This window comes from Methylobacterium phyllostachyos (genome assembly GCF_900103445.1).
Lineage (GTDB): Bacteria > Pseudomonadota > Alphaproteobacteria > Rhizobiales > Beijerinckiaceae > Methylobacterium > Methylobacterium phyllostachyos.
The window spans coordinates 238058-252044 of the sequence record NZ_FNHS01000008.1; the positions used below are offsets into that span (position 1 = coordinate 238058).

Annotated in this window: 12 protein-coding genes; 6 read left to right on the top strand and 6 right to left on the bottom strand. The window is 68.1% G+C overall.

Going from position 1 to position 13987, the window contains the following annotated elements:
• Positions 1–4: 4 nt before the first annotated feature.
• The 4 genes from fdnG (at position 5) to fdhE (ending at position 6063) form a co-directional block, all read left to right on the top strand.
• Positions 5–3085 carry a formate dehydrogenase-N subunit alpha gene (fdnG, locus tag BLQ49_RS14880; protein ID WP_143012261.1) on the top strand — a complete coding sequence of 1027 codons (3081 nt, stop codon included), beginning with the start codon at positions 5–7 and terminating at the stop codon, positions 3083–3085.
• Between the two features lie 15 nt (positions 3086–3100).
• Positions 3101–4036, top strand: coding sequence for a formate dehydrogenase subunit beta (gene fdxH / locus BLQ49_RS14885; RefSeq protein WP_091716896.1), 936 nt, complete (start codon positions 3101–3103; stop codon positions 4034–4036).
• 305 nt (positions 4037–4341) lie between these two features.
• Positions 4342–5064: a formate dehydrogenase subunit gamma gene (locus tag BLQ49_RS14890; protein ID WP_091716898.1), complete on the top strand. Its 723-nt coding sequence runs from the start codon at positions 4342–4344 to the stop codon at positions 5062–5064.
• 3 nt (positions 5065–5067) lie between these two features.
• The gene (gene fdhE / locus BLQ49_RS14895) at positions 5068–6063 is read left to right on the top strand and encodes a formate dehydrogenase accessory protein FdhE (protein ID WP_091717041.1); all 996 of its coding nucleotides are present in this window, start codon (positions 5068–5070) and stop codon (positions 6061–6063) included.
• A gap of 80 nt (positions 6064–6143) precedes the next feature.
• Here the strand turns inward: fdhE and BLQ49_RS14900 are convergent, their stop codons facing one another.
• The 3 genes from BLQ49_RS14900 to BLQ49_RS14910 form a co-directional block, all read right to left on the bottom strand.
• Entirely contained in the window at positions 6144–6488 is a 345-nt protein-coding gene (locus tag BLQ49_RS14900) for a hypothetical protein (RefSeq protein ID WP_091716900.1), read from the bottom strand.
• A 184-nt stretch (positions 6489–6672) separates the two neighbouring features.
• Positions 6673–7158, bottom strand: a complete 486-nt coding sequence (locus BLQ49_RS14905) for an SRPBCC family protein (protein WP_091716902.1) — start codon at positions 7156–7158, stop codon at positions 6673–6675.
• 171 nt (positions 7159–7329) lie between these two features.
• Positions 7330–7953, bottom strand: coding sequence for a L,D-transpeptidase (locus BLQ49_RS14910; protein WP_091716904.1), 624 nt, complete (start codon positions 7951–7953; stop codon positions 7330–7332).
• A 232-nt stretch (positions 7954–8185) separates the two neighbouring features.
• On the opposite strand from BLQ49_RS14910, the gene BLQ49_RS14915 reads away from it, so the two are divergent.
• A complete protein-coding gene (locus BLQ49_RS14915) occupies positions 8186–9478 on the top strand; it encodes an ArgE/DapE family deacylase (RefSeq protein WP_091716906.1) in 1293 nt (430 codons plus the stop codon).
• A 93-nt stretch (positions 9479–9571) separates the two neighbouring features.
• Here the strand turns inward: BLQ49_RS14915 and BLQ49_RS14920 are convergent, their stop codons facing one another.
• Together BLQ49_RS14920 and aptA are read right to left on the bottom strand one after the other, a co-directional pair.
• Entirely contained in the window at positions 9572–10633 is a 1062-nt protein-coding gene (locus BLQ49_RS14920) for an SDR family oxidoreductase (RefSeq protein WP_091716908.1), read from the bottom strand.
• Positions 10634–10857: 224 nt separating this feature from the next.
• Entirely contained in the window at positions 10858–12192 is a 1335-nt protein-coding gene (gene aptA / locus BLQ49_RS14925) for an omega-aminotransferase AptA (protein WP_091716910.1), read from the bottom strand.
• 167 nt (positions 12193–12359) lie between these two features.
• Between aptA and BLQ49_RS14930 the strand changes: the two genes are divergently transcribed.
• Entirely contained in the window at positions 12360–12920 is a 561-nt protein-coding gene (locus BLQ49_RS14930) for a cupin domain-containing protein (RefSeq protein WP_091716912.1), read from the top strand.
• Between the two features lie 31 nt (positions 12921–12951).
• On the opposite strand, the gene BLQ49_RS14935 is transcribed toward BLQ49_RS14930, so the two are convergent.
• Entirely contained in the window at positions 12952–13767 is an 816-nt protein-coding gene (locus tag BLQ49_RS14935; protein WP_091716914.1) for a trypsin-like serine peptidase, read from the bottom strand.
• Positions 13768–13987 lie beyond the last annotated feature (220 nt).

The window sequence follows — 13987 nt, forward strand, 5'->3', positions numbered from 1 at the left end:
GGAGATGACGGTCCAGGTCTCAAGGCGTGGCCTGCTCAAGGGGGCCGGTGCCGGCCTCGCGGGCGGCACGCTGGGCGCACTCGGATTTGGCGGGCTCGAGCCCGCCATGGCCGCTGCGGTGCGGCCCTTCAAGCTCGCGCAGATGCGCGAGACGCGCAACACGTGCCCGTACTGCTCGGTCGCGTGCGGCGTCATCCTCTACAGCCTCGGCGACCGTTCGAAGAACGCGCGCTCCTCGGTGATGCATATCGAGGGCGATCCCGATCACCCGATCAACCGCGGCACGCTCTGCCCGAAGGGCTCGGCGCTGCTCGACTTCGTCCACGCCGAGACCCGCACCAAGTACCCGCTTCACCGGGCGCCGGGCTCCTCCGAGTTCAAGCGCGTGTCCTGGGACTTCGCCCTGGACCGGATCGCGCAGCTCCTGAAGGAGGACCGGGACAAGAACTTCGTGGCCAAGAACGGCGACCTCACGGTCAACCGCTGGACCACGATGGGCTTCCTCGGCGCCTCGGCCACCACCAACGAGACGGCCTGGCTGACCTACAAGACAGTCCGAAGCATGGGGGCCCTGGTCTTCGATAATCAGGCCAGAGTTTGACACGGTCCGTCGGTCGCCAGTTTGGCGCCCTCCTTCGGACGCGGTGCGATGACCAACCTCTGGATGGACATCAAGCACGCGGACGTGATCACCGTGATGGGCGGCAATGCCGCCGAGGCTCATCCCTGCGGCTTCAAGTGGGTCGTCGAGGCGAAAGCCCATAACAATGCCAAGCTGATCGTCGTCGATCCGCGCTTCACCCGCACGGCGTCGGTGGCCGATCTCTACTGCCCGATCCGGCAGGGGACCGACATCGCGTTCCTGTCGGGCGTGGCCAAGTACCTGCTCGACAACGACAAGCTGCAGCACCGCTACGTCTCCGCCTACACCAACGCCGGGTACGTGGTCCGCGAGGGCTACGACTTCCAGGACGGGCTGTTCACGGGCTACGACGCGGACAAGCGCGACTACGACAAGACCACCTGGGACTACGAGATCGGCCCCGACGGCTACGCCGTGGTCGACGAGACGATGCAGCACCCGCGCTGCGTCATGCAGCTCCTCAAGAAGCATCTCGCGATCTACACGCCCGAGATGGTCGAGAGGATCTGCGGCTCGCCCAAGGAGACCTTCCTGAAGGTCTGCGAGATGATGGCGACGACGGCTTCCCCCGAGAAGTCGATGGCCTCGCTCTACGCGCTCGGCTGGACCCATCACTCCAAGGGCTCGCAGAACATCCGCTCGATGTGCATCGTGCAGACCCTGCTCGGGAACATCGGCGTGCTCGGCGGTGGGATGCAGGCCCTGCGCGGTCACTCCAACATCCAGGGGCTGACCGATATCGGCCTGATGTCGAACCTGATCCCCGGATATCTCAACATCCCGGTGGAGAAGGAGCCCGACTACGCGAGCTACATGGCCAAGCGGCAGTTCAAGCCGCTGCGTCCGGGGCAGACGAGCTACTGGCAGAACTACAACAAGTTCTTCGTCTCGTTCCAGAAGGCGATGTGGGGCGACAAGGCGACGAAGGAGAACGACTGGGCGTACGATTACCTGCCCAAGCTCGACGTGCCGACCTACGACGTGCTGCGTGGGTTCGAGCTCGCCAAGCAGGGCAAGATGACCGGCTACGTCATCCAGGGCTTCAACCCCCTGCTGTCGTTCCCGAATCGGGCCAAGATGACGGAAGCCTTCTCCAAGATGAAGTTCATCGTGGTGATGGACCCGCTCAAGACGGAGACGGCCCGGTTCTGGGAGAACCACGGCGAGTACAACGACGTCGATCCGACCAAGATCCAGACCGAGGTGTTCGAGCTTCCAACCACCTTGTTCGTGGAGGAGGAAGGCTCGCTGTCGAACTCCAGCCGCTGGCTGCAGTGGCACTGGCAGGCGCAGGAGGCGCCGGGCGAGTGCCGCTCCGACATCGAGATCATGTCGGAGATCTTCCTGCGCGTCCGCAACGCCTACAAGAAGGATGGCGGGGCCTTCCCGGACGCGATCGTCAATCTGAAGTGGGACTACGCGATCGCCGAGTCGCCCACGCCGACGGAGCTCGCCCGCGAGCTCAACGGCTACACGCTGGCGCCGACGCCGGACCTCAACGGGACGATCATCCCGGCGGGCAAGCAGGTGGACGGCTTCGCCCAGCTCAAGGACGACGGCACCACGGCGTGCGGCTGCTGGATCTATTCCGGCTGCTACACCGAGAAGGGCAACATGATGGCCCGCCGGGACAATACCGATCCCGGCGATCGCGGCATCGCGCCCAACTGGGCCTTCGCGTGGCCGGCCAACCGGCGCGTGCTCTACAACCGCGCCTCGTGCGACCCCGAGGGGCGCCCGTGGTCGGAGAAGAAGAAGCTCATCGAGTGGAACGGCAAGCAGTGGATCGGCTTCGACGTGCCGGACTACGGCGTCACCGTCGCCCCCGATAAGGGCGTCGGCCCGTTCATCCTGAACCAGGAGGGCGTCGCCCGCCTGTGGACCCGGGGTCTCATGCGCGACGGGCCGTTCCCGGCGCATTACGAGCCCTTCGAGTCCCCGATGGCCAACCTCGCCTTCCCGCGGATCAAGGGCGCGCCCGCGTCCCGGATCTTCAAGGACGATTTGGCCGATCTCGGCGACGCGAAGGAGTTCCCCTACGCGGCGACGAGCTACCGCCTGACCGAGCACTTCCACGGGTGGACCAAGCACGCCCGGATCAACGCGATCCTCCAGCCGGAGGCCTTCGTGGAGATCTCGGAGGAACTCGCCAAGGAGAAGGGCATCGCCAAGGGCTCCTGGGTCCGCGTCTGGTCGAAGCGCGGCTCGCTCAAGGCCAAGGCCCTGGTGACCAAGCGCATCAAGCCGCTGATCTGCGACGGCAAGCCCGTCCACGTCGTCGGCATCCCGCAGCACTGGGGCTTCATGGGCCTGACCAAGAAAGGATGGCACCCGAACTCGCTGACGCCCGTCGTCGGCGACGCGAACACCGAGACGCCGGAGTTCAAGGCTTGGCTCGTGAATATCGAGCCGACCACGCCTCCGTCGGACGCGGTCGCGTAAGGGGGAGCGGCAGACATGGCTGACTACAGCTCCCTCGACATCCGCCAGCGCTCCGCCTCGACGGAGACGCCGCCGGAGATCCGCCGTCAGGTGGAGGTCGCCAAGCTCATCGACGTGTCGAAGTGCATCGGCTGCAAGGCCTGCCAATCGGCCTGCGAGGAGTGGAACGACCTGCGCGACGACATCGGTGTCAACACGGGCACCTACCAGAACCCCCACGACCTCACGCCGAAGTCGTGGACCCTGATGCGGTTCACCGAGTACGAGAACCCGGAGACCAACCACCTCGAATGGCTGATCCGCAAGGACGGCTGCATGCACTGCACCGAGCCGGGCTGCCTGAAGGCCTGCCCGTCCCCCGGCGCGATCGTGCAGTACTCCAACGGCATCGTCGACTTCATCGAGGAGAACTGCATCGGCTGCGGCTACTGCGTGAAGGGCTGCCCCTTCAACATCCCGCGCATCAGCCAGACCGATCACAAGGCGTACAAGTGCACCCTGTGCTCGGATCGGGTGGCGGTGGGGCAGGCTCCAGCCTGCGCCAAGGCCTGCCCGACCGGCTCGATCATGTTCGGCACCAAGCAGGCCATGATCGAGCAGGCTGAGACCCGCGTCGAGGATCTGAAGTCGCGCGGCTTCGCGCATGCCGGCCTCTACGACCCGGCCGGCGTCGGCGGCACGCACGTCATGTACGTGCTGCACCATGCCGACCAGCCGAGCCTCTATGCCGGCCTGCCGAACGATCCGAAGATCTCGCCGCTGGTGGCCTTCTGGAAGGGTGGCGCCAAGGTGTTCGGCCTCGCCGCGATGGGCTTTGCGGCGGTGGCGGGCTTCTTCCACTACGTGACGGCCGGCCCGAACGAGGTCGTGCCCGAGGAAGAGGAAGAGGCGGTCGAGTACGACGAGGCCAAGCGCCGGGAGACCGGCAGCGACGAAGCGCGGCCGCACTGAACCGCGACGGTCTCCCTCCCCCCTCTGCGGGGGAGGGTGGCCCCCGAAGGGGGTCGGGAGAGGGGAGCGACGGTGCAGGATCGCCTGTGCCCGTCGTGCCGGTCTCGTGACCTTTCCCGAACCCGGGTTCCCCTCTCCCGACCCCTGCTGAAGCAGGGACCACCCTCCCCCGCAGAGGGGGAGGGAGAGTTGCGGAGCCGCAAGCGACAGGATGGAGACGGCGCAGCTGCTCCACCCTATCTTGAATTTCAGAGCCACCTCCGCCGTGATGCGGGGCCGGCACCGCATCAGGCGCGAGAAGGCCGATGACGATCCAGAGCGACATCCGGGACGGCGACTCCCGCCCCCTGCACCACGCCAAGTCCGAAGCGCCGGAGGTGATGTACGTCCCGCGCTACACCGGCGTGCAGCGCGTGAACCACTGGATCACCGCGATCCTGTTTACCCTGCTGACCCTCTCGGGTCTGGCGATGTTCACGCCCTACCTGTTCTCGCTCACGGGCCTGTTCGGCGGCGGGCAGGCGACGCGGGCGATCCACCCGTGGTTCGGCGTGGCGCTGGCGGTCAGCTTCCTCTTCCTGTTCGTGCGCTTCTGGAAGCTCAACATCCCCAACAAGGACGATGTCGAGTGGAGCAAGCACATCGGCGACGTGGTCACCAACCGCGACGACCGGCTGCCGGAACTCGGCAAGTACAATGCCGGCCAGAAGGGCGTGTTCTGGGGCCAGACCGCGCTGATCGGCGTGATGTTCGTGACCGGCCTCGTGATCTGGAACACCTATTTCGGCGGCCTCACCTCGATCGAGACCCAGCGCTGGGCGCTGCTCGCCCACTCGCTCGCCGCCGTGATCGCCATCGCGATCATCGTGGTCCACATCTACGCCGGCATCTGGGTGCGCGGCACCGGGCGGGCGATGGTCCGCGGCACGGTGACGGGTGGCTGGGCCTACCGGCATCACCGCAAGTGGTTCCGGCAGATCGCCGGCGGCAAGGCGCGCCACGGCTCGGTGGACAAGCGCGGATCCTGATTGGTGGCCAATTTCTTCAGGCGCAAACCTGCGGTCCCGGCCGCGGACAAGACCCCGACGCAAGCGGAGGCGCCTAAGCCCCGCCGCCGGGATTTCCATGAGCTGAAGCCCGATCCCGACAAGATCGGGATCTCCGGCTCGGTGCCGTTCGTGCGCCTGCCGGATCCCACGACCCTGTTCGCCGACCGCGCGGCCCGCCTGACCGAGGCCGCCCCCGGGCACCCGCTGGAGGCCTATCTCCGGTTTGTGGCGGAGGTCGCCCGGGCCCAGGATGCGATCCAGGCCAAGGTGGCGCTCCCGCCGCCACCGGACGGCGCCGATCTGGCCCTGCGGAGCGAGCACGGCATGCCGCCCCTGTCGCGGCACAGCCTGGAGGCTGACACGGGCTTCGATGACAGCCTGCTGGCGCTGCTCGACGCACTCGATCTCAGCACGGCACCCGAGGCTTCCGCGGCGGCGCGCGAGAGCCTGCGGGCAGCCTCCCGGGAAGACCGCCTCGACCTCGCCCTTCAGGTGTTCGAGGGCGCGCTGCCGGTGGACCGGATTGCCGAATGCGTGTTCGTCTCGGCGGCCCTGCAGGTCCGTCTCGCCGAGCAGGCGGTGCGGCTCGACACGAAGGCGTTGAAGCCGGTGGCGGACGGTGTCTGCCCGTGCTGCGGCGGCGCGCCGGTGGCGAGCGTCGTGGTCGGCTGGACCCCGGCCGACAAGGCGCGCTATCTCAGCTGCTCGCTGTGCGGTACCTACTGGAACCACGTCCGGATCCGCTGCACCGCCTGCGGCTCCGGCGAGGGCATCAGTTATTACGGGCTCGACGAGGTGTCGAAGGACGTCCAGGTCGAGACCTGTACGACCTGCCACAGCTATATCAAGCACCTGCACCAGCACCGGGCCCCGACGCTCGACCCGGTGGCGGACGACATCGCGTCCTACGGGCTCGACCTCAAGATCGCCGAGGAAGGGTTCCGGCGCGCCGGGCTGAACCTGCTGTTCGTGATCTGAACGGCTGGACCGGCTTCAGTCGCGCCGGCGCCGTTCAGACCACGGGTCGTGTCGTAGGCTGGCGCGCCCATGGCCTCCGTTCAGCGGTAGCCGTAGTGGCTCTTGGCGGCGGCGAGCAGGTGCAGGGCTTCACCCGACTTGCCGGCCGCGCATTCCGCGGCGGCGTGGGCAAGATCGGCGTTGAAGCGGTCGCCCACGGGCTTGTTGAGGTTGCCGGTCGCCACGTCGCTGTCGACGATCGCCTTGGTGCGGGCGATCTCGGGACCGCAGCCGCTGCCGGTGGGCAGGGCTACTGGGGCCGGGATGACGGGCGAAGGCTCCATGACCGCCGGGGCGGTCCGCTGCTGGCAGGCCGCCAGCGCCGCGACGGCGAGGGCAGCGAGGCTGAGGCGCATCGGGAGACGGGACGCGGGCACGGCGATCATCCTGTTGCGGCGCGGGGCTGCGCCGCCCGGGTTGTGAGCCGAGCTTGGCCGTGGGTCAATCGCCGCCACGACACGCCCTGCCCGGGCGCTGGGCATTGGTCATACAGGATTCTGCTGTCATCAGAGCGGGTTGGCGCGCACTGCCATCATCTCGCTTCAACAGCGCACGCCGGATCGTGAGCGCCTACTTCGCCTTGTCGGCGAGCGCCTTCAGGCCAGAATCGTAGATGCCCTGGATCGCATCGACCGCGACCGTGTCGGGGGCACCCTTGGCGTTGAAGGTGCCGGTCCACGTCACCTTTGAGCCGGAGCCCTCGGGGGCGACCGAGAGGGTCGACTTGTAGTCCGAGACCGGCAGCGGGCTCTCCAGGATCGTGTAGGTGTAGCTCATCACCTTGTCGTCCCGGGAGACCTGCTCCTCCTTGATGGTGCCGCCGCCCTTCAGGCTCAGCGTGCGGACCTTCATGCCGTCCTTGTCGGACAGGGCGCATTTCTCGATGGCCGGATGCCAGTCGCCGATGCCGCAGAAATCGCCGATCGTCTGCCAGACCTTGGCCGGGGGCGCGGCGATGTCGGCCGTGCGCGTCACGTCCAGGGCGTAGCCCGGCACGGTGGCCGCGGCGAGCGCCAGGGCGGCAAGGGGAAGGGACCGGCAGAAAGCGAAAGGCATCTCGGGGGTGTCTCCGTCCGATTAAGGTCGCGGCAGGGGCCGCGCGAGCTCTGTGGCCGCCGGGGAGCTAGGCCTGGATCACGCCCGGGGCAATGGGCGGCGGCCCAGCGCGCCTGACGTTTCCGACGGGCGAGGGCAGAACCTTCAGTGCGACCGGCGCAGGCGGCGGGCCTACCAGCCGTCCATCTCGTCCGTATCGGCCGGGTAGCCGTAGGCGGGGGCAGGCACATAGGCCGGGCGGTACGTGACCGACTGCGACCGGCGGCCCATCTGGTCGCCATCCGCCTGCAGCGCCTCCCCATAGGGACTGCGCTGCCGGGCGATGCGGATCCCGCGCGGCCCGGCCTCGGCCACCGGCATGTCGGCGCCCTCGATCACCACCCGGGTGCGGCCCATGCCCTCGGCCTTTACCAGGTTGAACAGAGTCGCGGCATTGCGCACCGACAGGCGCACGCAGCCGTGCGAGGCCGCCCGCCCGAGATTGCGGACATGGTTGGTGCCGTGGATGGCATGGCCCTGATTGGTGAAGAACATCGCGAAGGGCATCGGCGCGTCGTCCCACTCCTTCGAGAAGTGCGTGCGCTCCATCCGGAATGGGCGGTAGGAGCCGGAGGGGGTATCGTGGCTCTCGACCCCCGTGGAGACGGGCCAGGAATAGCGCGGCTGCCCGTCGACCGTGACCTCCATGCGCTGCGCGCTCTTGTCGACGTTGATCAGCACGTCCGCGGAGGCCGAAGCCGGGACGGCGGCCCACAGGAGCAGGCCGGACAGGACCGAGACCAGACCGATACGCATGCGAGCCTCCGAACGGGAAACCGCGACGGTTTGCCGACACGCTAAGCCTTTGGCAACGCCAAGGTTCCGGCGAGTCCCGGCCCTGCGCAGTCACGCTCTGCTGAGCGCCCCCCCGCCGTCGCCTTGATCCAGGATCGGGCGGCCCGGCATGAACCGTGCTGTCGCCAACCGCCGGTTGACAGCGGCCCGGGCCCGGGCGCCTCCTCCGGCTCAAGATTGGTTCGGAGTTCCCATGGCCCTCGACCCCACCCTCGCCGCCGAGATCGAAGCCTCCGTGGCGGAGGGGTTTGCCGATCAGGTCGCCCACACGCAGGCCCTGGTCCGGTTCGCCTCCCTGCGGGGTGAAGAGCATGCCTGCCAGGATTACGTGTTCGACCAGTTCCGCGCCCGGGGCTACGCGACCGAGCGCTTCGCCATGGACCGGGACGCCATCGCGGCCCATCCCGGCGGCTCGAAGATCGATGAGGCCCATCATTCGGACGCGCCGATCGTCGTCTGCCATCACCGGCCGAACACCGAGACCGGGCGTTCGCTGATCCTGCAGGCCCATGTCGACGTGGTGCCGCCCGGCCCCCTCGACCTCTGGACCCATCGGCCCTTCGATCCGGTGATCCAGGGCGACTGGATGTATGGCCGCGGCGCCGGCGACATGAAGGCGGGGCACGCCGCCAACCTGTTCGCCCTCGACGCCCTCGCCCGGCTCGGCCTCCAGCCGGCGGCCGCCGTGACGGTGCAGTCGGTGGTCGAGGAGGAATCCACCGGCAACGGTGCCCTGATGACCCACCTGCGCGGCTACCGGGCCGACGCCGTGCTGATCCCCGAGCCCGAGGATGAGAAGCTCGTGCGCGCCAATACCGGCGTGCTGTGGTTCACCGTCGAGGTCCGGGGGGTGCCGGTCCATGTCCGCGAGATGGGCGCGGGTGCCAACGCCATCGACGCCACCTACCGGGTGATCGGCGCGCTGCGCGCCGTCGAGGCCCGCTGGAACGCCGAGAAGGCGTCGCATCCGCATTTCGAGACCGAGGACCACCCGATCAACCTGAACATCGGCAAGATCGAGGGCGGTGACTGGGCCTCCTCGGTGCCAGCCTGGTGCCGGATCCACTGCCGGGTGGCGCTCTATCCGGGCGTGACCGCCGCGCAGGCCGCCGCCGAGATCGAAGCCGCGGTGGCCAGCTTCTCCCGCATGGATCCGTTCCTGGCCAACAGCCCGCCGCGGGTGGTCTTCAACGGCTTCTTCGCCGAGGGCTATGTGCTGGAGGAAGGCTCGGAGGCCGAGGCGGTGCTCGGCCGCGCCCACGAGCGGGCGATCGGCGCACCGCTCCAGAGCTTCATGACGGCGGGCTACCTCGATACCCGGGTCCACGCCCTCTACGACCGGGTGCCGGCCCTCTGCTACGGCCCGACCTCCCAGAACATCCACGGCTTCGACGAGCGCGTGAGCCTCGCCTCTGTGAAGCGGATCACGACCACTATGGCGCTGTTCGTGGCCGAGTGGTGCGGGACGGAGCGCAAGGCCGGGTGAGCCACCGCCGTCTTTGCGAGCGGAGCGAAGCAATCCAGGGTCGCGCTGCCCTGGGTCGCTTCGCTGCGCTCGCGATGACGGCGGTGATCCCCATCACGGAATCAGCCGGTCCGCGCGGAGCTGAGCGAACAGATCGTAGAACGCGTCGTCGGTCGGCTGATAGGCCGTGAAGCCCAGCCGCCGGCTCTTGCTCATGTCGGTGACGACCTCGATCGGCCGGCCGAGATCGGCATCCGTATGCCAGGGGGAGGCCAGCTTCTCGAGGTTCGGCTCGGCCAAGCCGTAGCGCTGCGCGATCTCGGCCCAGGCCGGGCCATCCTGCGCCATCCGGGGCTCGAGCGGCCGGTGCGTGCCATCGAACGGCACCGCCTCGATCCCGAACCACGCGGCGATCCGGCCCCACATCCAGCTCCAGCGGAAGACATCGCCGTCAACGACGTTGAACGCCTCGTTGGCGGCCTTGGGCTCCGTCGACGCCCAGAGCAGCTGACGGGCGAGCAGCCGCGCGTCGGTCATGTCGGTGAGGCCGTTCCACTGGGCGGCCGAGCCCGGGAAGATGAACGGGCGCCCCAGCTCCCGGCACAGCGTGGCGTAGCAGGCGAGCGTCGTGCCCATGTTCATGGCGTTGCCCACCGCCTTGCCGATGATCGTGTGCGGGCGGTGCACGCTCCAGGTGAAGCCGTCGCGCTCGGCGGCCGCGAACACGGCATCCTCTTGAGCATAATAAAAATTCTCGATGTCGAGCCGACCCTGGTCCTCGCGGAACGGCGTCTGCGGCAGGGTGCCTTTGCCGTAGGCCTCGAATGGGCCGAGATAGTGCTTGAGCCCGGTCACCAGGGCGACGTGGCGGACGCTCTTCTTCGGCTGGAGCGCGTCGAGCAGGTTCTCGATCATCGCCCGGTTGACGCGGATCATCTCCGCCTCGGTCGGGCGCCGCTGCCAGGTCGCCAGGAACACGTGGGACGGGGCGAGGTCGGCGAGCGCCCGCTCCAGCGAGGCCGGGTCCTGCAGGTCGCCGGCCACCGGCTCGACGCCGTCCTGCTGCACCGGGTGGCGCGCGAGGCCCGCGACCCGCCAGCCCTCCTGGCTGAGCAGCGCCGCGGTGGCGCTGCCGACGATCCCGCTGGCGCCGACGATCAGGGCGGTGTTCGACATAAAAACCCTCGTGCCCGGCCAAAATCCGGGTCCGGGGCAGATGGGCACGGGTGGTGTCGCGACAACCCCGCTGCGCGGCGGGGGCGCCTGTGCGGCGCGCAAGGGTTGTGTGATCGCGTCACCGTCTCCGTCATCGCGAGCGCAGCGACCCAGGGTGGCGGGACGTTTGGAACCATAGCGCGACCCTGGATTGCTTCGCTCCGCTCGCAAAGACGAGAGTGTTCTCAGGCGACCCGGTCGATCGCGGCGCCCAGGATGTCCACGATCTCGCCGATCTGGCCGCGCTCGATGATCAGCGGTGGCGACAGCGCGATGATGTCGCCGGTCACCCGGGTGAGCAGGCCGCGCTCGAAGCAATCCACGAACACGTCGTAGGCCCGCTTGCCCGGCGCGTCCGGACGCGGCGCCAGCTCAATGCCGGCCACGAGACCGATGGTGCGGATGTCGATGACGCCCTTGCGCCCGCGCAGGTCGTGCATCGCCGCCGCCCAGTCGTCGGCGATGTCGGCGACGCGGGTGAGGAGACCCTCTTCCCGGTAGATGTCCAGAGTCGCGATCCCGGCCGCGCAGGCGATCGGGTGCCCGGAATAGGTGTAGCCGTGGAACAGCTCGATCCCGTCCGGACCCTGCATCAGCGCGTCGTGGACCGCGCGGCTCGCGAAGACTGCGCCCATTGGCACCGTGCCGTTGGTCAGGCCCTTGGCGCTGGTCACGAGGTCCGGGACGACGCCGAAGAAGTCGGTCGCAAACGGCGCGCCGAGGCGGCCGAACCCGGAAATGACCTCGTCGAAGATCAGCAGGATGCCGTGCTTGGTGCAGATCTCGCGCAGGCGTTCCAGGTAGCCCTTCGGCGGCACCAGCACGCCGGTCGAGCCTGCCACCGGCTCGACGATGCAGGCCGCGATGGTCTCGGCCCCGTGGAGCGCCACCAGCCGCTCCAGATCCTCGGCGAGCTCGGCCCCGTGCTCGGGCTGGCCCTTCACGAAGGCGTTGCGGGCTGGGTCGTGGGTGTGGCGCAGGTGGTCGGTGCCGTTGAGCTGCGGGAAGACCCGCCGGTTCGACACGATGCCGCCGACCGACAGGCCGCCGAAGCCGACGCCGTGATAGCCGCGCTCGCGGCCGATCAGCCGGGTCCGGGTCCCCTGCCCGATCGCCCGCTGGTAGGCGAGCGCGATCTTGAGGGCGGTGTCGACCGATTCGGAGCCGGAATTGGTGAAGAACACCCGGTCGAGGCGCTTGTCCGGTCCGCCCGGGGCGATCTCGGCGAGGCGCTCGGCGAATTCGAAGGCGATGGGGTGGCCCATCTGGAAGGTCGGGGCGAAGTCGAGGGTCGCGAGCTGGCGCTCCACGGCCGCCGCGATGCCCCGGCGTCCGTGCCCGGCGTTGACGCACCAGAGGCCCGCGGAGCCGTCGAGGATCCTGCGGCCGTCATCGGCGGTGTAGTGCATGCCCTCGGCCGACACGAGCAGGCGCGGCGCCGCCTTGAACTGGCGGTTGGCCGTGAACGGCATCCAGAAGGCGTCCATCGCGGGCGTGTTGCGGAGCGGATGGTCGGTCATGGGGCGGTTCTCCGGAGCGGGCGGCACGGATCGGGCAGCGGGACCAGGGGACACCTTCGCGGATCGGGCAACAAGTCCTTTTCTGGCCGCCGCCAAGCCCTTGCAGGAACGGGGCCGCGGGTGGCACCGTTGCGGGATCCGCAACACCTGAAACGGGCCATAGCCGAATGAGCATCGATGTCGGCGCGCGGCTGCGCTTCGTGCGTGCCCGCCACGGCCTGTCGCAGCGGACGCTCGCCAAGCGCGCCGGGGTGACGAATTCCGCGATCTCGCTGATCGAGGCGAATCGCGTGAACCCGTCGGTGGGCGCCCTGAAGCGGATCCTCGACGGGGTGCCGATCGGCATGGCCGAGTTCTTCGCCCTGGAGCCGGAACCGGAGCGCAAGGCGTTCTTCGCCGCCGAAGAGCTGACCGAGATTGGCCGGAAGGCCGACAAGGGGGCGATCTCGTACCGGCAGGTCGGCGACAGCCTGTTCGGGCGCAAGCTCCAGATCCTGAAGGAGCGCTACGAGCCGGGCGCCGATACCGGCCGGGTGCCGCTCTCCCACGAAGGCGAGGAGGGCGGCATCGTGCTCTCCGGCCGGCTGGAGGTGACGGTGGATGCCGAGCGCCGGATCCTCGGCCCCGGCGACGCCTACAGCTTCGACAGCCGCCGCCCGCACCGGTTCCGCTGCGTCGGGCCGAACGCGTGCGAGGTGGTGAGCGCCTGCACACCGCCGAGTTTTTAGATGGCCGTTGTCTCTGGCCGTCCCCGCCGGATCAGGACGGGTTGCCCAGACGCTCCCTGATCCAAGCAATGCCGTCCCGATCGAGGCGGGTGATCCAGAGCGTGTTCCCGCAGAACCGGTTGCCGGTCCTGAAGTCATCTTCGCCCGCGCTGGCGAAGCCGATGAGATTCTTGGTGCCGTTGATCTCGGCGAATACGGCAGAGCCCGAGTCGCCCTGGCACACGGATTCGTCTTCGGGTACCGGCAGCGAGTCGGCCGGAGCACGCACAAGGTGTCCATCGTCGTCGAGGACGACATCGCGGGGCAGGCCGGACGGGACACGAAGGACGAACTTGAGACGCGTCTCCATTTTCCCCCGGTAGGTCAACCCAAGCACGCGTCTCCGCGTGAAGGGGGGACCCTGCTGATCGGTAAAGGGGCCGCTTCGCTGCTCCAGATAGGCGTTTTCCGCATGTCCAAGATGCGTGACGATGGGATGTTCGCTCAGGCTCAGGATCCCATCCGCATCGAGCGCGAGGTCTTGCTCGATCCGGACCGCGCCGAGATCCAGTTCTGACCCGGACCCGCTCCTGCGCGACGGGAACTGGAAGGCGGCGGCGGCGAGATCCACGCGCTTTATGGCGCCCTGCGACAGATAGAGGATACTCATCTGTGCCGGGCCCTTCTTCAGGCAATGCGCGGCGGTGAAGAGCGTTCTGTCGATCATGATGCCGTGGCAGAACGGTCTTTGGCCAGATACCAGAATGAGGTCTGCGTAAGGAACAAGGTCAACGGCGCGCGCGGCGCCGGTGGAGCCTATCATCGACACGATGACGGGCAAGATCAGATTTGCGATGGTCCTGACCATTGGAGTGCTGGTAAATTAACGCAGAGTCCTCAATTATCAGCCTTTGAATCGTAGAGTAATCGCCTGTATCCTGCGCGATCTCGCGAATCTTCGAAATTTGACCCATCCTAATCAACGCTTCGGTCTCATAAAGCAACGATAAGTAGGAGCGCCGATCCTACAACCGCGTACCAACAGATCTGTCGTCCTTATCACCGGCCGGCGCCCTCAAGGGTGCTGT